General features: G+C 42.6%; 20 protein-coding genes and 1 pseudogene. 10 read left to right on the top strand and 11 right to left on the bottom strand.

What is annotated here, in order from left to right; all coding sequences use genetic code 11:
* Positions 1–176 precede the first annotated feature (176 nt).
* Positions 177–2873, bottom strand: coding sequence for a PAS domain-containing hybrid sensor histidine kinase/response regulator (locus HC643_RS32990; RefSeq protein WP_137986559.1), 2697 nt, complete (start codon positions 2871–2873; stop codon positions 177–179).
* Between the two features lie 263 nt (positions 2874–3136).
* Here HC643_RS32990 and HC643_RS32985 point away from each other — a divergent pair.
* Positions 3137–3778, top strand: a pseudogene (locus HC643_RS32985) (alkaline phosphatase); the annotation flags it as partial.
* A gap of 171 nt (positions 3779–3949) precedes the next feature.
* On the opposite strand, the gene HC643_RS32980 reads toward HC643_RS32985, so the two are convergent.
* Positions 3950–4126: a hypothetical protein gene (locus HC643_RS32980; protein ID WP_162002200.1), complete on the bottom strand. Its 177-nt coding sequence runs from the start codon at positions 4124–4126 to the stop codon at positions 3950–3952.
* Between the two features lie 173 nt (positions 4127–4299).
* On the opposite strand from HC643_RS32980, the gene HC643_RS32975 reads away from it, so the two are divergent.
* A complete protein-coding gene (locus HC643_RS32975) occupies positions 4300–6231 on the top strand; it encodes a protein kinase domain-containing protein (protein WP_167844796.1) in 1932 nt (643 codons plus the stop codon).
* 664 nt (positions 6232–6895) lie between these two features.
* Here HC643_RS32975 and HC643_RS32970 read toward each other — a convergent pair.
* Positions 6896–7855, bottom strand: a complete 960-nt coding sequence (locus tag HC643_RS32970) for a 50S ribosomal protein L11 methyltransferase (protein WP_038080914.1) — start codon at positions 7853–7855, stop codon at positions 6896–6898.
* A 134-nt stretch (positions 7856–7989) separates the two neighbouring features.
* Here HC643_RS32970 and HC643_RS32965 point away from each other — a divergent pair, with 134 nt between their 5' ends.
* On the top strand, positions 7990–9396 hold the full coding sequence (locus HC643_RS32965; protein WP_038080913.1) for an ATP-binding protein: 1407 nt from the start codon (positions 7990–7992) through the stop codon (positions 9394–9396).
* 156 nt (positions 9397–9552) lie between these two features.
* Here HC643_RS32965 and HC643_RS32960 read toward each other — a convergent pair whose 3' ends face one another.
* The 3 genes from HC643_RS32960 to HC643_RS32950 all read right to left on the bottom strand — a co-directional run bounded on the left by HC643_RS32960 (position 9553) and on the right by HC643_RS32950 (position 11825).
* On the bottom strand, positions 9553–10779 hold the full coding sequence (locus HC643_RS32960; RefSeq protein WP_038080912.1) for a cytochrome P450 family protein: 1227 nt from the start codon (positions 10777–10779) through the stop codon (positions 9553–9555).
* 107 nt (positions 10780–10886) lie between these two features.
* Positions 10887–11480: a TetR/AcrR family transcriptional regulator gene (locus HC643_RS32955; protein ID WP_038080910.1), complete on the bottom strand. Its 594-nt coding sequence runs from the start codon at positions 11478–11480 to the stop codon at positions 10887–10889.
* Between the two features lie 204 nt (positions 11481–11684).
* Positions 11685–11825, bottom strand: a complete 141-nt coding sequence (locus tag HC643_RS32950) for a hypothetical protein (RefSeq protein WP_153021423.1) — start codon at positions 11823–11825, stop codon at positions 11685–11687.
* Positions 11826–12041: 216 nt separating this feature from the next.
* Between HC643_RS32950 and HC643_RS32945 the strand changes: the two genes are divergently transcribed.
* Positions 12042–12911: a DUF72 domain-containing protein gene (locus HC643_RS32945; RefSeq protein WP_082051868.1), complete on the top strand. Its 870-nt coding sequence runs from the start codon at positions 12042–12044 to the stop codon at positions 12909–12911.
* Between the two features lie 27 nt (positions 12912–12938).
* Positions 12939–13850: a GIY-YIG nuclease family protein gene (locus tag HC643_RS32940; protein ID WP_038080928.1), complete on the top strand. Its 912-nt coding sequence runs from the start codon at positions 12939–12941 to the stop codon at positions 13848–13850.
* 41 nt (positions 13851–13891) lie between these two features.
* On the opposite strand, the gene HC643_RS32935 is transcribed toward HC643_RS32940, so the two are convergent.
* The 3 genes from HC643_RS32935 to HC643_RS32920 all read right to left on the bottom strand — a co-directional run bounded on the left by HC643_RS32935 (position 13892) and on the right by HC643_RS32920 (position 17366).
* Positions 13892–15223, bottom strand: a complete 1332-nt coding sequence (locus tag HC643_RS32935; RefSeq protein WP_038080909.1) for a serine/threonine protein kinase — start codon at positions 15221–15223, stop codon at positions 13892–13894.
* Between the two features lie 87 nt (positions 15224–15310).
* Positions 15311–15490: a hypothetical protein gene (locus HC643_RS32925; RefSeq protein ID WP_137986560.1), complete on the bottom strand. Its 180-nt coding sequence runs from the start codon at positions 15488–15490 to the stop codon at positions 15311–15313.
* Positions 15491–15497: 7 nt separating this feature from the next.
* Positions 15498–17366 carry a lipoxygenase family protein gene (locus HC643_RS32920; RefSeq protein WP_050046589.1) on the bottom strand — a complete coding sequence of 623 codons (1869 nt, stop codon included), beginning with the start codon at positions 17364–17366 and terminating at the stop codon, positions 15498–15500.
* A gap of 345 nt (positions 17367–17711) precedes the next feature.
* On the opposite strand from HC643_RS32920, the gene HC643_RS32915 reads away from it, so the two are divergent.
* From HC643_RS32915 to HC643_RS32895, 5 genes are all read left to right on the top strand, one after another.
* Positions 17712–18407 carry a hypothetical protein gene (locus HC643_RS32915; protein WP_237265997.1) on the top strand — a complete coding sequence of 232 codons (696 nt, stop codon included), beginning with the start codon at positions 17712–17714 and terminating at the stop codon, positions 18405–18407.
* Complete coding sequence (locus HC643_RS32910; protein ID WP_063779557.1) at positions 18394–19278, top strand: nucleotidyl transferase AbiEii/AbiGii toxin family protein; 885 nt, start codon at positions 18394–18396, stop codon at positions 19276–19278. The genes HC643_RS32915 and HC643_RS32910 overlap by 14 nt, the downstream gene beginning before the upstream one ends.
* Before the next feature lie 4 nt (positions 19279–19282).
* Positions 19283–19873 carry a TetR/AcrR family transcriptional regulator gene (locus tag HC643_RS32905; RefSeq protein WP_050046590.1) on the top strand — a complete coding sequence of 197 codons (591 nt, stop codon included), beginning with the start codon at positions 19283–19285 and terminating at the stop codon, positions 19871–19873.
* Positions 19874–19940: 67 nt separating this feature from the next.
* On the top strand, positions 19941–20897 hold the full coding sequence (locus tag HC643_RS32900) for an aromatic ring-hydroxylating oxygenase subunit alpha (protein WP_050046591.1): 957 nt from the start codon (positions 19941–19943) through the stop codon (positions 20895–20897).
* A gap of 110 nt (positions 20898–21007) precedes the next feature.
* On the top strand, positions 21008–21616 hold the full coding sequence (locus tag HC643_RS32895) for a Uma2 family endonuclease (RefSeq protein WP_038080905.1): 609 nt from the start codon (positions 21008–21010) through the stop codon (positions 21614–21616).
* Between the two features lie 10 nt (positions 21617–21626).
* Here the strand turns inward: HC643_RS32895 and rfbB are convergent, their stop codons facing one another.
* Positions 21627–22688: a dTDP-glucose 4,6-dehydratase gene (gene rfbB, locus HC643_RS32890; protein ID WP_038080903.1), complete on the bottom strand. Its 1062-nt coding sequence runs from the start codon at positions 22686–22688 to the stop codon at positions 21627–21629.
* A gap of 49 nt (positions 22689–22737) precedes the next feature.
* The gene (locus tag HC643_RS32885) at positions 22738–23769 is read right to left on the bottom strand and encodes a bifunctional heptose 7-phosphate kinase/heptose 1-phosphate adenyltransferase (RefSeq protein ID WP_038080900.1); all 1032 of its coding nucleotides are present in this window, start codon (positions 23767–23769) and stop codon (positions 22738–22740) included.
* Between the last annotated feature and the right edge of the window lie 380 nt (positions 23770–24149).

Genomic DNA, 24149 nt, shown 5'->3' with positions numbered 1-24149 from the left:
TCTTAACCGTACTAACAACTGGGGTAGGGATACTACCTCTCTATAAATTTATTATCGTGGCACTTTTGTTACATTGCTTCATCCAATAGCAAGAGCTCATTGTTTCCAGTTTGTAAACAACCACTAGTGGTCTGTCGCAAAAGTTTTGTATTAGACTATACTTTTATCGAAGTGACTCATAATTGCGTATTAACAAACTGCTGAGATAGTTCCAAGAGCATATCTAGACGAAAATTATTGACCAAATCCGTGAGAACTTGAGCTAAAGAAGATTCCTTCTCTGGAATTTGCTCGATTAAGTCTAATATTATCTCGTCATTAGCGCACAACACTGCATGGTGTAGCTGTTCTATCCATTCAGGAGGCATAACACTTAGATCTTCAGCAGTCAGTTGCTTAAATGTGGCTGCAGGTTGTGGTGAGACGAGATGATTCTCTTCTTCATAGATATAACGCACTCCCAAGTGCCGAGCCATGATGTCAAACAATACTGCTTCTTGAAAAGGTTTACGCACGAAGTCATCACAGCCCGCAGACAAAATTTGCGATCGCTCTTCTTCAAATGCACTAGCAGTTAAGGCAATAATAACGGTAGACGGACCTTTGTTTGTTGCTTTAATTTGTCTGGTAACCTCATAACCATTCATCACTGGCATTCGCATATCCATCCAAATAAGATGCGGTTCCCACGTTGACCACAAAGCCAGTGCGTCAGAACCGTTAACTGCTTGATACACTTGAAATCCCAACGGTTCTAGCAATTTAACGAGTAGCAGGCGGCTCTCATCTATATCATCCACAACTAAAATGCGATAGGTTGGTTGGTTGGGTTGAAGCCCAATAACTCGCTTGCTGGTAGATGAAATTTTATTATCGTCGATAGTCGTTTTGCTAACTACTACATCAAATATAAAACTTGTTCCCTTACCTACTTGGCTGTTAACGGTGATGTTTCCTCCCATCAAACGCACATATTCTCGGCTAATAGCTAAACCCAAACCCGTTCCTTGCATTGATTGACGACCTGTTTCTGTTTGGAAAAAGGGCTCAAACAAAGTAGCTATTTCCTGTTGTTCCATTCCAGGTCCAGTATCTTCGACTGCAAACTTGATTTGGTATTGGGGATTAGCGATTGGAGATAAGAAACTCTTAGTTTTCAATTGCAAGTCTCCTGTTTCCGAACTCACTCGCAAAATCACACCGCCTTTGTTAGTAAATTTAATGGCGTTTTCTAATAAGTTAATTAAGACTTGGCGCAACTTACTTTCATCAGTTCGCACGTATTGGGGAATGTCTGCCGATCGTTCAAAGATAAAATTTAAATTTTTGACACTAGCTTTAAACTGGAGCATCTTTTGAATGTCGTTCAGTAGCTCAAACAAGTCAAAGCTATTTTCATTAAGAGTGATTTGACCTGCTTCAATTTTAGACATTGACAAAATGTCGTTAATGAGATTTAGCAAATGTTCGCCACTGCGATTGATAATTTGTAGTTGTTCTTTGTCCTTGGGGCAAAGCGAATGACTGCGAGCCATCAACTGGCTAAAACCGAGAATAGCGTTGAGTGGTGTTCTCAGTTCGTGGCTCATGTTGGATAAGAACCGACTTTTGGCAATTGATGCCGTTTCAGCTTCGGAGAGTGCTTGCTGTAGGACGGCTTCGCTTTGTTTGCGATCGCTAATATCCTCGACTATATAAGAAAATCTCGGACGACCGTTAGGACCAATTGCGATCGGGCAAACGCTAACAGAGAACCATTTAGAACCCGTAGGAGTCTCTTGAATATATTCAAATCGCACGGGTGCTTGAAGATCGTTTGCCTTTTGGTAATGGTTCATCCACAGTTGTCGGGTTGCTTGGGACGAGCCCATGTCACTGCTGAACCGATTTTGCATTTCTTCGGGAGTTCTACCGAAGAACTTGGCTGATTCTAAATTATCAGAAAGATGCAAGATATCATTATCATACAGTTCAACAATACCCATCATCATTGAGCTACTGTTGAAAAAGCTACGCAGTGTTGATTCGCTCTGCCGCAGGGCTTCTTTTGCAAGCTGACGCTTAGTAATATCAACATAAGCAATTGCCACACCATAGCCGGGAAGGGGAATCGGTGAAGCCGTAACGCTAATCCAAGTAGTCTCACCATTTGGTTTGACGATTCCCATCTCTACATTTTCCACAACTCGCTTTTCTGTAAGCGCTCTCACACTGGCAAACTCTTGGGGTGGCATGGGGGTTTTATTGAGACGAATGCAAACCCACTCAGACGCATCATATTTACGTGCTGTATGTTCGGAGCTAGATATGCCTAAAATTTTCTCAGAAGCTGGATTGACTTCTACCACTTGTCCTACTTCATCGGTAATAGAGATACCAATAGGAAAGATTTCAAACAGGGTTTTATATTTTGTTTGACTTTCTTTTAACGCCTCTTCTATTTGTTTGCGTTCGCCAATTTCACGCTCTAGTTCGCGGTTTGCTGCTTCTAATTGTGCGGGGCTCGGAAGAGCAAGTGCCTTGGGCACCATCGGGATAATTTCAATAGCTGTATAAAGTGATGCAATAGCAGTAATAGCCTTGACACAACCACTTAACCAGTAGGTGGGATACCAGAGCGTCCACACCTCCATAATATGGCTTGTGCCACAAGCAATAATAAATGTTCCAAATAGCAGAAATACCTGATTGAACGGTAAGTCCTGACGCTTGCGGACAAAATACACTAGGGTGATGGGAATTGAATAATAAGCAAGTGCAATTAAGCAGTCCGATAAAAGATGCAGTTCCACTAACTCTGGCTTCCAGAGATAGCAATGACCGTGTGGAATAAATTCAGTATAAGCAAAAAAAATTTTTGAAAGTTCTAACATTCAGTCTATTGTCAAAAACACACCATGCTTCGCATTCAGGGTAGCAAGTATTACGGATATTTGGCTTCAGAATTTATACTGAAAATTCACTTTGCAGCTAACCTTGTGCCGTAAAAGCACGCTAATAGGACATAATTATGGAATTGGCATCTATAACTTTAGGTTATTGACTTAAATTAAAGTATATGCAATTAAATTTCAAAGCGGTACAAAAAATTAACAGAAAATTTGTTGTTGATTTAGCGCTCGTGACTCTGATAGTTATGGTGGGTTGTGCTGCAATACCTACAGCCAAGACTGGTTCGCGTCAGGGTAATGTCATATTCATTCATCCTGATGGTACGAGTGCATCTCATTGGGGTGCAGCCCGAATGCTTCACTACGGTCCTGATGGGAGACTGAATTGGGATAAGATGTCCAATCTCGCTGTATACCTCGGACACATGAAAAACCAACTGACAGCAACTTCCAATGCAGGTGCAGTTACTCATGCAACAGGAGTGAAGGTGAATGCAGACTCCTATGGCTTAGATGAAGCGGGTAAACCAGTGGTAGCAGCTTCCGGTAAACCTAAGACTATTATGCAGGAAGCTATAGCCGCAGGAAAAGCAACTGCGATCGTTAACTCCGGTATTATTCCCGAACCTGGAACAGGTGCATTTTTAGCCAAATCAGCAAGCCGCCGTAATTTTGATGAAATTACCAAACAAATTGTTGAGTCAGGTGCAGATGTGATTTTGGGAGGTGGCGAAGCATGGTATCTTCCCAAAGGAACTGTAGGAAGACACACAACTGCAGAACAAGCCCAACGTACTGATGGATTGAATTTGATAGAACTGGCAAAAAGTAAGGGTTACACGGTCGTTTACACTCGTGATGAACTTTTGAATTTACCAAGCAATTCCTGGAATTGGTTGCACAGAACCAGAGCGAATTTCTGAACGTCGCTATCTGGGAACGAGGTGGTACAAAATTTCTGGAGCCCCTTAAAATTGATGTAGAAGACCACTTGTCACTGATTAGAGGACGGACTGTGGCTGCTTGCTTTCAACTATTAAGTGCTATTCCTAATATTCCTAACGTTGCAAATCATAAAAAGTGTTATCTTCCTCAACTATGGCTAATAAATAATCTGGTTTGAGTTTGATTGCTTGTTCGTAAGCTGCGATCGCTCGATTGTAATTGCCAAAATTGTTGCTGTACGTATAGCCTAGCAAGTCCCAAACCAGAAAATGATTTGGTTTAATTTTCACCAGGGATGTTTATTGCTTCATACCAATCATCCCTACAGTCTTAGCAATATAATCTCGGTTTTTGCTTGTAGTAGATTTTTGCAACATAACCGAAAAAATACCGTCAGTACTTGTAGTGATTGTTTAAGATTAAATAAAGTTTTTACTAAAAATACTTTTAACTCGGCTGTCTTATGAGCAACAACGTATCTATTAAAACAATTTTAATACTATCTGCCAATCCAAAAGGTACAACTCGGTTAGAAGGCAGTGAAGAAGTCAGGGAAATTGGCGAGGCATTGAGGCGTGCAAAGAAGCGCGAGCAGTTTAAACTAGAAATGGAGTTGGCTGTAAGGATTGATGATTTTTATCGAGCGATTCTAGATTATCAACCCCAAATCGTTCACTTTAGCGGACATGGATCTGGGGAAGATGGGATCGTGTTAGAAAATGACACGGGACAACCAGCTTTTTTACCAGCAGATGAGCTTGCTGGTTTGTTTAAGGAATTTGCTACTAAGGGTGTAGAGTGTGTGGTATTAAATGCTTGTTACTCAGAAGTACAAGCTAATGCTATTAGCCAATACGTTAATTATGTGATTGGTATGCATGAGTCTGTTGGAGATAGAGCGGCTATTGATTTTGCTGTCACATTTTATGATGCTATCGGAAGTGGAGAAAGTATAAAATTTGCCTTTAATTTAGCCCGCAATCGACTCATTCATTTAGGAGAAAACGAAGCTCCAGTATTGAAAATTAATTCTTCAGCAATCAACAAAGATACCTCAGAGGATTTATCATTAATTGAATTTAACAAACTTGTAGAGCCCAGATATCAAATATTAGGAAAAATTATTCAAAGTAGTGTTGCTCCAGTATATAAAGCATACGATCGCACGTTGGAACGGAATGTAGCTATCAAAGTCTTAGCACGTGAAGATTTACAAGTAGATTTTGATGCAAGCCTTAGAAAGGCAGTTAATATTTCCAATGAAGCAAACTTTATTACTATTTATGATGCGTATTTAGAAACACAACCTCATTACTGTATTCTGCAATTTATTGATGGGGAAACCATCCGACAAACGTTAACAGATAAAGGTAAACTACCATTTACTGTAGTCAGCAAACTCATATTAAAGATTGGAGATACACTTGTTCGAGCCAGAGAACTAAAAAATATTTATGGAAATATCAAGCCATCAACAATTATGCTTCTTTGTAAGGAGAATGAATATGAGCCTTTTATTTCGCCCTTAGACTTGTGTAAAGATTTTTCTCCCAATCGAATTTTAGAAGAACTCGAGCGGAAGTCAAAAACTTATGGAAAGCAAGCCATTTTAGAAGATTTAGCGTACTTACTTCCTGAAAATTTTAGTAAAGTATCAATCGATTCTTCTACACCCGATCAATCCGATCAGTACAGTCTCGGTCTTTTAGCATATGAACTTCTCACAGGTCAATTACCACCTACCATAAAGGATATTAAAGACTTAAAGAAAAATGGTGATAAAGCATTTAAGTCTCTCATCTCAATAACAGACAAATGCCATGGATGTCCTACTATCTTTGAAAAAGCCATTCTTAAGATGACATCACGCGATCCAGCAAATCGTTATGAAACACTTGAGGATGCGTTAAAAATTATTCGTGGTGTTAGTTTTTATTTGAACACAGCAAAGGAAAGTTATGCAAGGTGTACGAGTGATGCAGATTTTGATAAAAAGTTTTTCAAAACTTTCTATCATAAATTTTTGACACAATTTTGTCCTCATGCTGCACAAAAGTTTCTTTCTCTTGAGGCTGAAGGGCGTTGGAATCACCAACATCAGCAGCTAAAAGAAGCTATTGTTTTATTATTTGCATATTACGAACACAATGAGCGATTTCCCCAGGAAAACGAGCAAGAAGAACCCAATGTTCTCAGCCGTATTGCTGAAATGCACAGTCATACCAAGCATGATATTCCCAAAAATTTATATACAGACTTTGTCAATGCTTTGATTGATACAGTCCTTGAATTCGATCCTTTGTGTCAGGAAAATGATGATTATCAGGAATTAATTGGGAAAGCTTGGCAAAAAGTTGTGGCTCCGGGAGTTGAATACATGAAATCAAAATATTAATTTTTAACGAATACCAATTCTATGTGAAGTTGCACATTATTGCCCTCACCCTAGAAGGGTGGACGGCAGGCTAATTGTAGCATCTTCATAGAAAATTGGTATAACTAGCGTTATCAATATGAAAACTGTCAGGCTTGGAGAAAATGTTCGCAGTTGGGCTTTAGCACTAAAGCCCAACTGCGAACCTAAAAGAATCTTATATTCAATTTGTTTGAGCTTTTTATCATATGTTTGTCAATCATTACTGGTGGGTATGAAAAATAGCCCTAGTAAATGTAGAGAACAATCTGGTACGTACTTTGGTCAAAACAGCCCTAGTAAATGACATACCCACCAGTAAGAACAATCATCAAAAACAGCCCTAGTAAAAACATACCTACTGGTTTGTCCCATTAATTTTGATAGGCTGCCACCTCGTTCCCAGGCTCAGCCTGGGAACGAGATAAAACGAGAGTGGGTAGTGCGTTCACTTACCTATGAGAATTTATGCGATGGACCACTAGTAATGACATACCCACCAGTAAAAACAGCCCTAGTAAATATTGATTATCGTAAAGCTTTTACTATAAGTCCTAAATAATGCGTGTCCGCAACTTCAGTACAAGCATGGGAGGGTATTTATTTACGTATAGGTACTTTGGGTAGACTTTATCGAGCAGCACAACTATTCTTTGAGCTGGTAAGCAATAGCAACCCATTCATCCAATTGTTCCTTATCGATCGCTTCAAATCCAACTTCTGTAAAAGTTGCAGTTACCGCATCCTCATAGTCTGTATCAAAACCTGACGCAATCAACAGACCCGATCGCATCGCATCCCGACGTAAAGCTTGTCGGTAATCTGGGGCAAGGGTAATGTGTATCCGTGCAAGGATATTTGCGGTAATCAAGTCAAAGGTTTGTGTTTCCTGGATAGTTGACACATTATCAACAGTACCAATGCCCATCCAATGCCCCAATTCACTACCGCGTCCGAGGCTTCCTCGCATAACTGTGACTTGTTGCTCTACCTCATTGCGATTGACAGCATCTTGAGTGGATTGCACGGCAATACTATCGTTATCTACTGCCAAAACAGATGCTCCAAGTTTTGCCATGGCGATACTCAAAATCCCGGAGCCAGAACCAACATCGAGAACGTTCATCTTAGGGACTACGTGGCGTTCGAGGAGCCGCAGATTAAGAATGGTTGTCGGATGCAAACCACTGCCGAAGGCAAGATTGGTTTTGAGTCGCAAGACAATTTCGTCAGATGTGGGCGTGTAGGGGGTTTCGGGTGTCAGGACGACAAAGCGCTGTCCAATACGGTTAATTATAGAGTTAACTCCTCCCAACTGAGGTTTTTTCTCTACAAGAGCTTCTTGAAGAGGGCTGCACAGTCTGGCTCGTTGCAAGGATAAGAGAGAGTCAGCAATTTCTTCTATGTATGTATCGCTAGCTAGGTAGAGACGGATTGTAAACGCCCATTGGGGTTGTATGACATCTGGATTGATTGGAAGGTTTGTATCTAAATGAGTATATTGAGTTACATAAATCTCATCTGTGTAGTGGGTTGCAGCTAGCAGTGTACAAACCCAATCAACAGCCTCGTGTGTGATATTGAGGCTTAATTCTACCCATGACATATTTTCTATCTTTTATTTTAACTCATGCTTTATCATAACAAGAGGTCTGGAGTCTTTTGTTAAGGTTGCAAACCGAGCGGCAGTTAAGTGTGTTGGATAGCAAATCATCTTGATGAACGGGGAGATAGCTTGTTATGCTGTGCGTTGATGATTTACTGAAACTAGACGCCTTTCGACAGCTTACACCAAAGCAATTGGAATGGGTATGCGATCGCGTGGAACCCATCGATTTGCATCAGGGAGAACCCCTCATTCATGAAGGTGATGCTGACAGTACCACAGGCGTGTTTATCTTGGCTAAGGGAAGAATGAGCATTACTCGCATGAGCGATCGCGTTGAAATGCCCATCGGTCAACACAGTGCTCCTAATTTTTTTGGAGAAGTCCCAGTTTTGACGGAAGAACCAATGGCAGTAACTATGCGAGCCATCACAGCTTGCAAGCTATATAAACTCGCAGCTGGTGACTTTCTCTCACTGCTACATGAATGCCGTGATTTTGAAAGAGTTATTTTTCGCACCTTTGAACGGCGAATGCGGGGTTTGGAGTCTTTTATTCGCACCCGTGAAAAGATGGCTGCATTGGGAACTCTAGCAGCAGGATTAGCTCATGAAATTAACAACCCAGCCGCCGCTCTGGTGCGATCGCTCAATGGGATGATTCCCGCAGTCCGAGAGCTAGAGCGGATGAACTTGATTTACGGACAACAACGCGCAGACCCCGAACATACTCAGCAATGGCTGGACGTGAGAGATGCTGGAGTAGATTCTATTGTTAACGATTTGGTTGACCCCATTACGTTAAGCGATCGCGAAGATGAGCTTTTAGAATGGTTGGAAAATTATGGAGTTGAGCAGGCGTGGAAACTAGCAACACCTCTAGCATCAGCAGGTATAAAGGTAGAGATTCTTGAGAAACTGACCCAACCTTGGCGAAATACAACTACGGAACTCCGGGATTTGGGGATTCGCTGGCTGGCACTATCATTTGAGGTAACATCTATGATACGTAGCGGATTGCGTGGAGCCGAAAGGATCGATACATTGGTAACCGCAATGAAATCCTACTCCTATCTTGACCGAGGCGCACAACAAATCATCGACATTCATGAAGGGATAGAAGATACATTACAGTTATTCTCCCACAAATTAAAAGAGGGTATTGCGGTAAAGCGTTCTTACGATCCATCCCTTCCCAAAATCTCAGCTTATGGCAGTGAATTAAACCAAGTTTGGACAAATCTTATCGATAATGCGTTATATGCAATGAACGGTCAAGGTATTTTAGAAATCAAAACTTTATCTAAAGGACATCGCGTCCTCGTTGAAGTTATTGACTCAGGTTCGGGCATTCTCGCGGATATACAATCTCGGATTTTTGAGCCATTTTTCACGACTAAGCCTGTCGGTAAAGGGTCAGGTTTGGGTTTGGAAACCGCTAGAAGAATTGTGGAAAATCGACATCACGGAACTATTATAGTTGAGTCCGTACCTGGAAGAACCTGCTTTACTGTCTGCTTGCCCATCAATAAAGATACTTAAATCAATACCTTTGCCAAAATGCCCTCACTCTGGAAGAGTAGGGCTGTACAAACAAAGCCCACCTGCGTGGGCAACATTTATGTAGCCACAGACTTCCAGTCTGTAGGGCTTTTGAGAAATTGGCAAAGGTATTGTTAAATGCAACTGGGTATCCATTCAGAACTTGACGGGAATTGCTTTGACTCCTCGGGTAATCAGACCAGAACGCCAACGCAGATTTTCGGGCTTGACGGCGAGCCGAATATTTGGCAAACGCTCGAACAGCACTTGGAACGCAACGTTGGACTCAAGCCGTGCGAGAGGTGCGCCAAGGCAGTAGTGTATGCCAGATCCAAAACCAACGTGTTTATTGTTTTGTCGGTCTAGCATTAGCGTTTCTGGATTCTCAAATTGTGATTCATCATGATTAGCCGAGCCAAGTGCAGCAAGCACCAACTCGCCTTTGGGAACAAGCGTTCCAGCGATCTCCAGATCTTCACGGGCATAGCGTGTTGTGGCGAACAACACTGGGGGTGTGTATCTCACAAGTTCTTCGATCGCAGATCTCATCAGTGTGGGCTCGTTGCGTAAGCGATCGAGTTCTGTAGGGTGTGTTAGCAACGCCAGCACGCCATTACCAATTAAATTGACTGTGGTTTCGTGACCGGCACTTAGCAAGAGTCCGACCATACCAATCAATTCGTCTTCAGATAATTTTGAGCCTTCTGATTCCGCTTGGAGTAGGGCGCTGGTTAAGTCATCTTGGGGATTTAAACGATGTTCGCGGAAAAGTCGGCGCAGAAACCTAATGAATTGATACAAACTGGGGATGGCAAGAAGACCGTCAATAGGTTTGCTTACGCTAACCATGACGTTTGACCAACGGTGAAAAGCTTCCCGATCCCGTTCGGCTACGCCGAGTATTTCGCTAATGACAACCATTGGGATTGGCAGTGCAAAGTCACGAATTAAATCCATTTCGCCTTTGGCTTGCACGCGATCGAGCAGCTCGTGCGCGAGGAGATGAATACGGATTTGCATTTGTGCAATCAGGCGTGGCATGAACGCCTGATGTACCAAAGAACGCAACCGGGAATGATCGGGTGTGTCGGTGTCAAGCATATTAGTTTGAAGGGGCTTGATGAATCCCGGTATCCACATTTGTTGTTGCTTTTTATTGGGAGATGGAGCATTGCGGCGGTCTTTGACGAGGCGTTCATCTGTGAGAGTAGCTAGCACATCGTTGTAGCGGGTAACAATCCAGGCTCGTTCCCCAAAGGCTTGGACTGGCACAACGGGTTGAGTATCTCGCCAGCGTTTGAAAGTTGGGAATGGATTAGCTCTGAAACTGGGTGAGGTAATATCAACTTGTTCAAGGGTGATGTTTGGGTAGGTTGTTGTCATAGTGGTTGTTTGGAACTGAATAAAGGTTTGGTAAGGGTTCGAGAGCGTTTTATGGGAGCGGAGTTATTTATAACTAACTGATTAGTTATTATTAAGTCAAAAAAAAACTATCTTGCTGTTTGTAGGTTAGGATCGAGTCCTCGCCACAGCAAATTGACAAACTCCTCAAGAAAGGTGCTGGTGTCTAGGGAAACAGTCGTGTTTTGCAAAGTTTGGCTCATAGTGAAGCCAACGACAGTATGCAGTAAAGTCATAGCCGGGATAATTGGGTCGCCCCGCACAATCCGTCCGAGCGCCATCTCACGCCCGATATACGCAGCGATCGCGGTAAAATCGGGTTCTATTCCTGGCGGTTTGACGATCTCCCCAGGTTGCCGTATTGACCACGCCAGCATCATTCGCGGTAATAACTCTTCTGAGTAAGATGCAATCCGTAAAGCGATTTTTAGCAGGTCAGATCGAGGATCTCCCTGTCCAATTTCAGCTTCGAGTTCTGCTGTCCAAATGCGATCGCGAGGCGTATCTGACATTGCAGCAAAGAACAAGGATTCTTTAGTTGGAAAGTGCTTGAAGATACTAGCACTTGAGATGCCTGCACGATTTGCAACATCCGCCGTGGTAGCGCTGAACCCCTGTTCGAGGAAGACTGCTCGGGCAGCTTCAAGAATCTGGGACTGGGTAATGGTTGGGTTTCTTGCCATATTGCAATAGTAACCAGTCAGTTATTTATTGTCAAGGCATAGAGTTGTTCTGCCGATAGCTATTACGCTCGTTTCCAGGGCGGCAAAACTCGCCCGCTTACCGTCTAACGTATATTTCAACAATCAAATAGGAGTTTTGAATGAGAGCCAAAGAGGATTTTCAATTTAATTTTGAAACTGACTTGATAACCTGCAACGACCCAGTTACAGTGTGCTATTTTTACGTATAACCGCTTCTAACTTAGCAGAAATTTTGTCAATTCTCTGCTTGATTTTCTCAGGATCTATATTCTTCCAAATATCTACACCTATAGATTGTTTGTTATCTCGACTGGTATCAGACATGGCACACCTACAAATAATTGACCTAACACCTTATTCTTTACCTACTATCTTTACAAATTTTAATAATTTGGGATTCTTTCTTTCGGTGTAAATCGATTTTGTACTCCCTTATACCTTACACCCAAACGCTACAAGTTGAAACAATTTGCAAAACATTTGACAAAAGCTTTGCTAACGTAGGTACTATGAACTACGAACAAATTAAAGTCTAAGGCTGTGCTGTCCGGTCAATCTCCATTTTTTATTGGTTGTGCTGTTTGGGCTTATAAGGGGTGGGTAGGTGAACTCTACCCCCAAGGCACTCGTTCTGCTGAATTTTTACAATTGTATAGCAGGCGTTTTACCACTGTTGAAGGCAATACAACTTTCTATGCCGTACCTAATGCTGAAACTGTCACTCGTTGGGCTGCAGATACCCCTGCTGGTTTTGAGTTTTGCCTAAAGTTGCCAAGAGATATTACCCACAAAGGTTTGCTAACACCTAATATTGCTGCTGCTTTAAAATTTTTTGAAGAAATGAGCCTTTTAGGTAAACGTCTCGGACCTATCTTTGCCCAATTACCCCCAAGTTATTCACCTAAGTTAATTGATGACTTAGCTACTTTTCTTGAAGCATGGCAACAGACAGGAACTCGTTTAGCATTGGAAGTCAGGCATCCGGACTGGTTTTCAGAACCACAGACACATCATTTAACAGCATTGTTGGAAAAGCTTCACGTAGGTAAAGTCTTGTTAGACACGCGTCCTATCTATAGTGGAGATGATGACCCTCAAATACAATCAGAACGGCGCAAACCCAAACTGCCAGTACAATTTGGCGTCACAGCATCCTTTAGTTTGATTCGGTTTATTTCCCATCCCACCTTATCGGTCAATCAACCTTTTATGAAAGAGTGGGTCAATCAAATTAAGCAGTGGCTCGAGCAAGGAAAGCAAATTTATTTTTTTGTTCACTGTCCTGTAGAAGAAAAGTCACCTAGCACCGCACGCTACTTCCAAAAATTGTTAGAAAAAAGTCATGCGGAAGTTCCTTCTCTACCTTGGAATACTCTTGATAGCCCCCCCAATCAGCTGAGTTTGTGGTAATTGTGGCGTGAAATTAATGGTTTTCTTATGTGGTTAAAGTATGGTGTAGATAAAAATGGAGCATTAGTCGGTATTGAAGATGTTCCAAAAGGGAAAACTCCGTTGCAGTGTCCCTATTGTAATGGAAGTCTCACCGCTAAAAAAGGCAAGATAAAAGAGCATCACTTTGCTCATACTGAAGAAACCTGTCGTGCTGTTGCAGCGACTAATAAGGAGATACCCGTACTGCCTTTATACGAAAATTTTAATCTTCAGCTTTCAGGTAAGGAGTTCGATCGCTTACAGCTTCTTTGGCGGGAATATGGCTCGAAGAATCAAATTATTATTAGAGAATTGATTGTTACCAGCTTTTTATATCGGGAATTGTTACAAGAAAAACCTGGATTCAACCCTCCAGTTTATGAATTTACCAAATTGGGAAAAATCCCTTTTGGTGGTTTACCACTTGTACATTTTAATCAAGTGCAAGAACCACTTCTATTAAAAAAACTATCTGACTTAGAAGAGAAAACTGAACGCGCCCAACTTATCAACTTATCTAACTTACCGGAATTGCTTGTTGATTTACGAATATACCGCACCCAATTGAAAAGAATTTTTTCGACAACTCTTTATTACTTAAAAATTCAAGTTGATGGAAAAATACTCCATAAAATTGGAGTGACACAGCGGTCTGTAGATGAACGAATTGAAGAGATCAAATCCGATCTCAAAAAGTACTTTCAGACAGTGAATATAGAAGTGCTGGGAAGTTGGTTACACCGAGGAAATGTAGAAAAATATTTCAAGCATCGCTACCAAAAATTCAATTACCCTATAGGAAGTTTAACAGAATACTACAACTTCAATACTGAGGATGCTAACATTGTGTTGCGGGATTTACAACAAATGAAGCCAAAAGTTCTCAGTCAAGTTGAATTAGATATTCTCCAAACATAAGCTGAAAGAACACTTTAGTACCCTTCAAGACAGAAAAGTTTTCATGGTAGCAAAACATTCAGTATCAAGACAGTACTGCTAATCCATAACAAAATACTTATAGGGGCTGCGAATAAAATTCCCGCAATAGCCCAGCTTCTTTGATATTCTTTAAAGTGTTGGATACTGCGCCAATGTCTGCTTTTCCAAGCCCATTCATTTCCCTTTATACCAAGTGTAACAGACATCAAAAAACCTACTATGGGTACAAAACAGAGCAGTCCACTCCATACGCGATTTTGCCACAACCACAGCCAAGGTATTAAAAAAGCACCCCAGTTCCAACCTTTGATTGCTTCGGGAACTTTTTCTACACGATTTTTCAAACCGCATCCAGAGTTATTTCTCATTTCTGGAATTGGCAAATCTCGATCTTGTAAAACTAAACCAGAGTTGAGTGCATCCATTGCTTGACGAGCCGTTGAAAATCGATTTTCTGGTGCAGGTTCGGTCATTTTCTGCAACCAATTTGTAAAACTCGGGCTCAAGCTAACGCGTTCGCTAAACTGAATCTTTAAATTGCTTTGAGGTAAATCTGCTGGAGAAACTCCCGTTAGCAAATGAATCAATGACGCTCCCAACGCATATAAATCTGATGCAGGAACTACCTTACCGCCGAATTGCTCCACAGGCGAATATCCATAAGTTCCGACTACAGTGAAAGTTGCTCCCTCTGGCGAGACTTTATCTTGAACTGCACCAAAATCAACCAAATAGATTTTACCAGTTTCACCCCAAATGAGATTGCTCGGTTTGATATCGCGATGCAGCACTGCTGGATAGAGTTCGTGTAATTCTGTGAGAATATCTAAGACTTGAACAGCAATTTCTTTGACTTGGATTTCTGTAAATCGTTTGCCAGAAACCAGCAATTCTTTAAGGGACTCACCAGGAATGTATTCTTGTACCAAGCAAAACCACAGGATGCGATCGCCCTTGGCGCAAGCCGTACCCGGCTTATCGCTCTTAGCGCAAGCTGTACCCAGCTTATCGCATGGCAGCGCCGCCGTACCCGGCTGATCGCTCTTAGCGCAAGCTGTACCCAGCTTATCGCCTAGCGGCTGCTTTGTAGCATCGCCAACACAAAAATCATCAATATACTTTGGAATTTGAGGATGATGTAGATTTTGAAGTACTAGCGCTTCTCTCTGAAAAAGTTTTAAATCATCCCATTGCACGGTTTCACCAAAAGCAAGACATTTAACGACGACTTGCTTTTTTTCTACATCTGACGCCTGTAAATTCAATGCAAGCCAAGTTTGGCGAACCCCATTGTTACCAAGTTGGCGTTGGAGTTGGTAACGATTGTGTAACACTTGTCCTACTTGCAACATCTAACACCTGCTTATCACCAGCTTGATTTCTTTAATTTAGCGATAAGTTCTCTGGCTTGCATCTACCCTCCCATCGAGTTAGTTCGGTTACAAGCCAACCGCTACCGATTGAAGAAAGAAGCGATCGCTACACAGCCCGTAGACTAAGCAACATTCCCAGAGTTGCAGGCGTCCTCTACCTGCCGTGGGAACACCAGAAACGTGCATCTCAGGCATAGCCAGATGCACGTAGTTCATGTATTTGAATGTGGGGACTGCACGAAACATTTTTCGTTCAACCACTGGTACTGTTAGCCATACGAGAAGGTAAAAAGCCAGGGTAGCATTCCTCTCGGCGTTTATTTCGTTGTTCGATCTGTTTTTCTACAACCTCCAAACGATTTTGCAAGCCTTTAAGAACAGCAATAGCTCGCGGATCTTGAAAACTATTGACACCAAAATCTGTAAATGCTTTGACATCAAGTTTGACACCAATTCCCGATATGACGTTAACTTGTGCAAAAGTTGGTTCTATACCAGGAAGAAAACTTGTTAAACTCTTCTCATCTTCAATTGTTCCCTTGGTAATAGGAACAGGCTGATAAATAGCTCCAGGCATATTAGGGACAAAAGACATATACTGATATTGAGTCCAGGCAATGGCTGAGTGTTGCGGACCTGCTGTAAAAATAATTTGTGTTAGCAGGTCAATTAACTGGTCGCGGTCTTTTAGGTAGGATGGTAAAGAAGTGACACCAAAACCTCCATCACTAACAGGTGTCCGTAAAGCTTTTAACCAATTTTGTAACTCGAAATCCTCTCGAATATCTTTAGAAGATCTGTAGTAAATTCCTACATACCGACTGACATACTCGGATAGAGCATCCCAAACCAGCACTCCGTCATCTCGATAGGGAAAATCTTTTAATAAAGAGCGATCGCCAACACCGCGCCTTTGTAAATTGTTCGGCAAAGCAAAGTTGCTGAAGTTATCGAACATTTCCGAGACACCAAGATTTACAAGGTTGAGGGAGCTTTCTAAAGTACCTCCTAGAATGACATCTACGTATCCCCCTGGATTAATCAACACTCGATCGCCAAAAGCATTGATTGCCATTGTGAACTCAAAATGGGGTTTTAATAGGACGTGTACGGGATGAAGGGCAGGGAGTTCGCGTACAGTTGCCAGTGCGATGGGTTCTAGAGCAAGATGGGTTTGACCCAAGTGACGGACCAATTCATGAACGGAAAAATCAGCCATTTGAGCGATGAGCTTGGCTAGAGTCCAATCCACTCCATCCAAGGGAGTACAAAGCAAACTTTCTTGAGGAACTTGTCCGAGTTGAATGGCAATGGGAATTAAACGCCAATTACCACGGTCGCGATCGGCGTAATAAAGAGCGATAGGAGCAATGAGATATCGCTTTGTTTTTGAGGTAATGCCATCAGTCGCAAGGATTGCATAATCCGTTACAAACAGACCGCCATTTTTAGTAGCACTTTCAAGAGTTTCGCTAACATATGCCGTTCCTCTAGCAGCACCCAAAACGGTTTGAAAAATCTCATTTGTTATTCCCAGTTTTTCTTGAAGATCGTAATTGAGTGCTAGAACGTTGGTAAGTTCCATGGGATTGGGACCCCACAGCCGTTGCCCTGCAAATATCGCATCCTTGCGAAAGGTTTTAGCAATATCCGGTACGGGTAAAACTTGAAAAACATTTGTGTAGTCTTCTAATGCGAGAAAAGGTTTGGGATTTTGGAAAAATGCTTGTTGATTTTCTGTAATTTTCCGGGTTATGCTTGCCCGATTACTGCTATAGCCCCCATCAAAAGCCTCTTCGATCGGTAAAGTTGATACCCTAACAGAGTTTGGCAGTCGAGGTGTTAGCTGGTATTTAGAGCGTGCAATCTCAAGCTGCTGTTGGCGTTCTTTTTGGGATGCCAATGAATTTTTTTGAGGTAAAGTTGGGATTTGAGGATTGGCAGGAAGCGTGGGTTCTCTTGGTTGAGTGTCACTTACTATAAAATGTTCCAAGCCTGGAGCACAAATGAAACCAAGGAGCGCTAGCATGGTACGGCGCGAGAAAACGTACTGCTCGATTAATTGTTGGTGTCTTTGTTGTCGGTTTGGCGATGCTGCAAAGCAGCCGCTACGCGAACGCATAACGTGTTCTCCCCCAAAAATGTGACTTTAAACTTACAGCAGTAATACGGGCTTTGAGAGGAAAGACACGGATAAATTTTACAAAACTATATCGGATGGTTTCAGCATATATTACTACTACTGTTTGTTTGAAATTGGCAACAACAAAGCTCGATCGAAGCAGATCGTTTCAGATATTTCCCAAACTTTTGTCCGTGAGTCCGGCGTATTACAAAACTTTACAACAGTACTTGACAACTTTCTTTTGTATTATATATACTACAAAAGTAACTCTGCTTAAAGAGGTTACTCATGACACTTAATAAATTACATAAGCATTTAACTACAGAACCACCCTTTTATTAGATGGCTCCATCGAACTCTTCTATTAGAACCGACTACACTGGAACTTTTGAAGCGCACATTACTATCTGTGCAGAGTCACGAGCTACTCTACAACTCTTTCAACATATTTGTCAGCAGTTAAACGTCAAATGTGTTCTTATAGAATTACCTAACGGAGTCACGCGATCGCAACCGATGACAGCATCCTATCATCGGGGAACTCTCACTCAAGTTTGGACAGAAGTTCACAACCTCGCCCAACGAATTTGCTTAGCAGGTTTTCAAGTGACTCGTGTCAAAATTGAGGCAATGCCGTACAACCAAGATATCCCGGTGACAGATAATGAAGTCTCGCAGCATCCAGTGACGAATTACTTCGAGTTTCATATCAAAGCTCTACTTTCACAAGAGACGGATTTGGAGGGTTTGCGACAACATTGTGCTAAATTTGGGGCACATCTATCTGTAAATGCCTTCAAACTAAATGCTAGCGGACAGCATCACCGATTCATTACGTTGCGGGTGTATGGGCTTGGACGGCGATCGGCTCAAGCTCGCTTTCAAGCGCTGCTGACATCGCTACGCGCACGGCACATTTTGCTCGTGCAACCTCAACAAGAATATACCGTTTATGACAGCAACTTAGAGCTTGATGCTGGCTGGTTGATACACTCACCCGTGGAAACCAAAGGAGGTGAAGTGAATGAAGCTTTTTGAAACAATCTCTCAGGCGATCTCTCGACCTGTTGATGAAATCTTAACTTATCACCTCTTAGAAAGTCTTCTACGTCGGGTTGCTTGCTCTGCTTGCGCAAAAGACTTGGTTCTTCGAGGCGGAATGCTGACGCGGTTGTGGGTTCCTCCAGGGTATCGCATTGCGGTTGATGTCGATTTTGTAGGGTTGTATCCGTTTGGAATTGAGTCAACCGAGCAGCGCTTTCGGGAGTTGCTTGCTACCGATGGTTTTACCGATGGGACGATCTTTCATCTAGAATCTCTGGAATCTCGGGGTATTTGGATGGAAGATCCCTTTCCTGGCGTGCGCTTGTGTTTGGATGCTTCAGTGCTTGACTACCGCCAACGGCTGCAAATCGATGTGGGTTTTAATGACCCGCTCGTTCCAGAACAAGAATGGATTCAATACCCAACTTTAGTTCCAGCAGAACCCGTGCAACTCCAGGCTGCTCGACCCGAACTTATGGCTGGTTGGAAACTTCACGGTCTCATCGAGCAAGGAGCCAAACGCTGGCGAGGGAAGGATCTTTATGACTTGATGTTGCTAGCAACGTTAATCCCGCTGGATAAAGCATTATTGCCAGAAGCAATTAGGGTAGCATTTAGCAGTCACAATGCAACCCTTCAGGAAGTACAGATAATTCTAACCAACCCTCAATGGTGGAATACAGGTAAAAATCGCCGCAACTGGAGATACTACTGCCGTCAAGTTCCCACACAGATTATGCCTGAGGATTTCCTGAGTGCAGTCACAACAGTCATTGATTACTGGGGACCAATTATTAACAACCTGTGTCATTACGAAAACGCTACAAATGCTCTTGACAAACCATACCTACCTAATTTAAGTTAGGTATATGGTTAAGAAAAGCGATCGATCCTCATCCAGAGAAACGGTGCTTGACGCTGCCGAGCAGTTGTTTGCAGCTCGCGGGTATACCGCAGTAACCCTCAAACACATCGCCGAGCATCTTGGCATGAAACAAGCCTCCCTCTATTACCACTTTCCCCAAGGGAAGGAGGAGTTATATGTAGAGGTGATGTTGCGTCACCTAGAGCAGAGGCGTGTTCGCTTCAAACAATTGCTGGCAGAGGCTCCTCCCACCCTCGAAGGGCGTTTGCAGCATATTGGCACCTGGCTCATTCAACAACCCCCTTTAAATGGAGGTCGAATGGTACTGACAGACTTACCGGAGTTGTCACCTGAAAGTTCAGAGCGGCTGGAAGAAGCAATGTATCGTTGCGTATTTGCTCCGTTGGAAGAGTTGTTTGCTGAGAGTTTAGATCGATTGCATCCTTCTTTGCAATCCGATCCGGGATTTATCGGTGGCGCATTCCTGGCAAGTATCGAAGCCCTTTATACCTTTAAGCGATACGGAAGCAAATCGGATGAAGCATCAGTGGCAACTTTGATTGCGTTGTTGCTGGAAGGGGCATTGAAGCCTTAATTTTTTATTCTAAAATCTACCTAATTTTAGGTAGACTAATGTCCAACTTTTGAAGGAAAAACTTACCATGTTTGAAATATTGCAAAATTTTTGGATGCCTGTATTGCCAGTCAGCGAACTGGGTGAGAGCCCTGTATCAGTTACGTTAGCAGGAGAAAAACTTGTGTTGTTTCGCACGCAGTCCGGTGAAATTCGGGCATTGCGCGATCGCTGTTCTCATCGGAGTGCTGCTCTTTCTTTAGGGCGTGTGACTCCGAATGGCTGTATTGAATGCCCCTATCACGGCTGGCAATTTAATGGGGATGGAGCTTGTGTCCGTGTCCCTTTTAACGATGTCAACAAGATTAATTTTTCTCGTTTGGCTGTGAACAGTTTTCCCACTCAAGTCATTGCAGGTTGTGTTTGGATTTTTACAGGAGAAGGTAAGCCTCCTGTCCTGCAAATTCCCGACAGCTTGAAATTATCGGAGACAGCCTACTACATTCACCAAGAAATTTGGAAAACTCACTGGACGAGAGCGATCGAGGCTAGCTTAGATTTTGTTCATCTGCCGTTTGTACATCGTGAATCGTTTGGTCAAATCGCACAATCAGCCCTGGAGTCGGGTGACGTTTTAGACTTGAAGGTTAATGATAGCGGCGATCGCATTGAAGTGTTCACACCCTATGCGGGTGTACCGCCTACTTTTGCTTTAGAGTGGCAGCAACCGAATTTAGTCATGGTCAAGTTTGACGATCTAGGCTTTCCGGTAAAGCGAGAACATTTTTTTGCTGTTCCGATTGATGAGCATCAAACGCAATGCACGATAATTCTACAAATGGCAGAAGGAATGGATGCTCAAACTCAACAATTTGCAGCCCAAGAATTCATTAAACCGTTGGTAGAAGACCGAGTAGTCGTTGAATCTCAAATAGGTGAAATCCATGCAATTGCAGGAGAATGCCACGTACCTACAGATAAACCGACTTTATTATTCCGCCGATGGTATCATCAAACAATTGCTCGTCAACTTGTACTCAGGTAATTTAGCGTAGTTTGAGGGAGTGCGGGTTGTTCGCCCAATTCCCTTTGTTCTTGTTATTGTGGTCGTATGGAGAGCGCTATTGGTTTGGCAACAGAAATGAGGTTGATGCTATGGCTCAGGCAGCGTCTAAACTTTTAACATATGATGAGTTTATTACTCTCTACGGGGACGACGACCGCTACGAATTAATTGATGGGGAATTAGTAGATATGGACCCAACAGGACCGCACGAGCAAGTGGCAGGTTTTATTAGTCGTAAGTTAAACGTTGAGATTGACCGACTCGATTTACCTTACTTTATCCCCATGAGATGTATTATCAAACCTCTGGGGAATCTCTCAGCATTGAGACCTGATGTTGTCATTTTAGATCGAAGCACTCTAGACTCGGAACCACTATGGCAACGAGAACCAGTTATTACTTTAGGAACTTCTGTTAAGATGATTGTCGAAGTCGTCAGTACTAACTGGCAAAATGATTATGCTCGCAAGGTTGAAGATTACGAAGTTTTAGGTATTTCTGAATATTGGATTGTCGATTACTTAGGAATTGGCGGTAGAGAGTATATTGGAAAACCGAAACAGCCGACACTCACAATTTGCCAGCTTGTAAATGGGGAGTATCAAAAGCACCTGTTTCGTAATGGCGAGCCCATTATTTCCCCAACTCTCTCAGAATTAAAGCTTACAGCAGAACAAATTTTTGCAGCAGCACATTAATACTCCACCACTAAGCATAAACCTTCCTGTAATAAGCCTGATACTCCTCCGATAGCAGAGGTTCCCACCAATCGCGATGGGTCAGATACCATTCCACAGTAAGACGCAAACCTTCTGCGATCGTTACCGAAGGCGTCCAACCCAACTGTGTTTTAATTTTAGATGCATCTATAGCATATCTCCGGTCATGCCCCGGTCTGTCTTTAACAAAAGTAATCAATTGCTCTGCTGGATGCACGGGTAAATTAGGTGCCAATTCATTCATGAATTGACATAACATTTGCACGAGATTGATATTTTCCACCTCATTGTTACCACCAATGTTATAGGTTTCACCCGGTTGTCCGGAATGAATCACGACATCTAAAGCTTGACAGTGATCCCCAACATAAAGCCAATCCCGCACATTTTTGCCATCGCCGTAAACTGGTAATGGCTTACCCATAAGAGCATTGATACACATTAGAGGAATCAGCTTTTCTGGAAACTGATAGGAACCGTAGTTATTAGAGCAATTTGTAATAATTGTTGGCAATCCATAAGTATGGTGATAAGCACGGACTAAATGGTCGCTTCCGGCTTTAGATGCTGAATAGGGGCTGTTAGGCGCATAAGGTGTACTTTCGGTGAAAGCAGGAGCTGTAGGACTCAGGCTCCCATAAACCTCATCCGTAGAAACATGGAGAAAACGATAATCTCTTGGCTGACCTTTCGCTTCCCAATGCAGGCGAAAAGCATCTAATAAAGTAAAAGTTCCCACCACATTTGTTTGTACAAACGCACCAGGTCCCAAAATTGACCTGTCCACATGGGATTCAGCAGCAAAATGGGCAATGGTATCAATGTGTTCTGCTTGTAGCAACTCCGTTATGAGAGTGCGATCGCAAATATTTCCCTCTACAAAACAAAAATTTTCCCGTTCCTCAACAGACTCCAAATTCCGACGATTTCCCGCATAAGTGAGAGCATCCAACACCACCACACGCTCATTTGGATAAACTTTTAGCCAGTGATGTACAAAATTAGAGCCAATAAACCCCGCCCCCCCAGTCACCAATAACCGACGACTCATCAAAGCCCTTACTCCTCTGTTCTCTGTGTGTACTCTGTACCCGTGCGGTTCATTCCATTTCCTCCAACAAACGTTGCAAAGCCACCCTCATTTCTTCAGGTGTTGTCGTTGTTGTCCCAAACTGCCGCACTACAATACTAGCCGCTAAGTTACCCAAAACAGCTGCTTCCCAAATTGACGCCCCCGCAGTTAAACCAAGAGTTAATCCAGCCACCACGGTATCTCCAGCACCGGTCACATCAAACACCTCAGTTCTATTAAAAGCTGGAATGTCATCTTTAGTACCATCATCGTTAAATAAAGTCATCCCTTGTTCGCCACGGGTAATCAGGATATGCTTGGCGTCAGTCAATTCCAGCAAATCTTTTCCTGCTCGAGCCAGCGCAGCTTCATCAGTAATAGCATATCCTACAGCCAGTTCTGCTTCTGGTAAATTTGGAGTAAACAACATTGCTCCTCGATACCGCTTCAAATGCTTTTGAGCATCAACAACACTCCGGGATGCACAAAGGGCTGCTGAAATCACGGGTTGAGTTAACGTTCCATCACCGTAATCAGAACATACCACAGCATCAACTGTATGAATATGTTCTTGAATATACTCAGCTAATTGTAGCTGTAAATCCAAGCTAGGTAAATCTTCTGATTTTCGGTCAATCCGGACCATTTGCTGGGTCACTGATTGACGGGAATGCCCGGAAATTCTTGTTTTTGTGACTGTCGGACGCTCCTCATCTAGAAAAATACCGCCCGTTTTAATGCCTGCAGTTTCAAGCAAACCTTGCAGTGCTCTCCCTTGTTCATCCTTACCCAAAAGCCCTACAGCAAGAACTTGTCCTCCCAAGCGGGCAAAATTATAGACTGCGTTTGCTCCACCTCCCGGTACTTGCTTGGTGGTTTCATGACGGAGAATTAATACAGGGGCTTCGCGAGAGACTCTTTCTACTTGACCGGTTAGGAACTCATCTAAAGTCAAGTCCCCAATAATAAGCACTCTAGCTCCTGCAAAATTATCAATCAAATCAAAGAGGCGATCGGCAACACTACGCAGTTTAGACGCAAATTTAGGGTTCAAAGACATACAAGTATAAATGATGAAGTATAAATGATGAAGTATGAAGTAAACCCTGTAAATCGAGCTAGTACCGTAAGGCAGAAGACAATCTAATTCCTAATGTAGAATTCGTTATTATTCGGTTAGATGTGGACGAGCAGAAAATGATGTTATTTTAATTGATGCCCGTCCCGGATTTAATGATATAGGTGCGATCGCACTGTTTGATTTATGAGTTGTACCTGTATGGACTAAGAATGGTTCGCAAAGGACAGCGTAAGCATACCAGTCATAGCCATTTTGAAGCGTGAAACTCCTACCAACTCTTCTGCGATGGGACGTGTTTCTTCATAGTTATGCAAAGTAAAGCTTGTTTGGAGAACATAACACCACCAACCTACAGTACC

The sequence above is a fragment of the Tolypothrix bouteillei VB521301 genome, assembly GCF_000760695.4.
In the GTDB taxonomy this organism is placed as follows: domain Bacteria; phylum Cyanobacteriota; class Cyanobacteriia; order Cyanobacteriales; family Nostocaceae; genus Scytonema; species Scytonema bouteillei_A.
This window is presented reverse-complemented; position numbering and strand designations above follow the sequence as displayed.

Bases quoted from the DNA above. Each gene is read 5' to 3' on its own strand.
- HC643_RS32955 (WP_038080910.1), bottom strand. From the start codon at position 11,480: ATGGCAAGAAACCCAACCATTACCCAGTCCCAGATTCTTGAAGCTGCC.
- HC643_RS32915 (WP_237265997.1), top strand. From the start codon at position 17,712: ATGGCTCCATCGAACTCTTCTATTAGAACCGACTACACTGGAACTTTT.
- HC643_RS32970 (WP_038080914.1), bottom strand. From the start codon at position 7,855: ATGTCATGGGTAGAATTAAGCCTCAATATCACACACGAGGCTGTTGAT.
- HC643_RS32975 (WP_167844796.1), top strand. From the start codon at position 4,300: ATGAGCAACAACGTATCTATTAAAACAATTTTAATACTATCTGCCAAT.
- HC643_RS32920 (WP_050046589.1), bottom strand. From the start codon at position 17,366: ATGCGTTCGCGTAGCGGCTGCTTTGCAGCATCGCCAAACCGACAACAA.
- HC643_RS32965 (WP_038080913.1), top strand. From the start codon at position 7,990: ATGCTGTGCGTTGATGATTTACTGAAACTAGACGCCTTTCGACAGCTT.
- HC643_RS32960 (WP_038080912.1), bottom strand. From the start codon at position 10,779: ATGACAACAACCTACCCAAACATCACCCTTGAACAAGTTGATATTACC.
- HC643_RS32910 (WP_063779557.1), top strand. From the start codon at position 18,394: ATGAAGCTTTTTGAAACAATCTCTCAGGCGATCTCTCGACCTGTTGAT.
- HC643_RS32950 (WP_153021423.1), bottom strand. From the start codon at position 11,825: ATGTCTGATACCAGTCGAGATAACAAACAATCTATAGGTGTAGATATT.
- HC643_RS32925 (WP_137986560.1), bottom strand. From the start codon at position 15,490: ATGTTTCGTGCAGTCCCCACATTCAAATACATGAACTACGTGCATCTG.
- HC643_RS32990 (WP_137986559.1), bottom strand. From the start codon at position 2,873: ATGTTAGAACTTTCAAAAATTTTTTTTGCTTATACTGAATTTATTCCA.
- HC643_RS32895 (WP_038080905.1), top strand. From the start codon at position 21,008: ATGGCTCAGGCAGCGTCTAAACTTTTAACATATGATGAGTTTATTACT.
- HC643_RS32900 (WP_050046591.1), top strand. From the start codon at position 19,941: ATGTTTGAAATATTGCAAAATTTTTGGATGCCTGTATTGCCAGTCAGC.
- HC643_RS32935 (WP_038080909.1), bottom strand. From the start codon at position 15,223: ATGTTGCAAGTAGGACAAGTGTTACACAATCGTTACCAACTCCAACGC.
- rfbB (WP_038080903.1), bottom strand. From the start codon at position 22,688: ATGAGTCGTCGGTTATTGGTGACTGGGGGGGCGGGGTTTATTGGCTCT.
- HC643_RS32885 (WP_038080900.1), bottom strand. From the start codon at position 23,769: ATGTCTTTGAACCCTAAATTTGCGTCTAAACTGCGTAGTGTTGCCGAT.
- HC643_RS32940 (WP_038080928.1), top strand. From the start codon at position 12,939: ATGTGGTTAAAGTATGGTGTAGATAAAAATGGAGCATTAGTCGGTATT.
- HC643_RS32905 (WP_050046590.1), top strand. From the start codon at position 19,283: ATGGTTAAGAAAAGCGATCGATCCTCATCCAGAGAAACGGTGCTTGAC.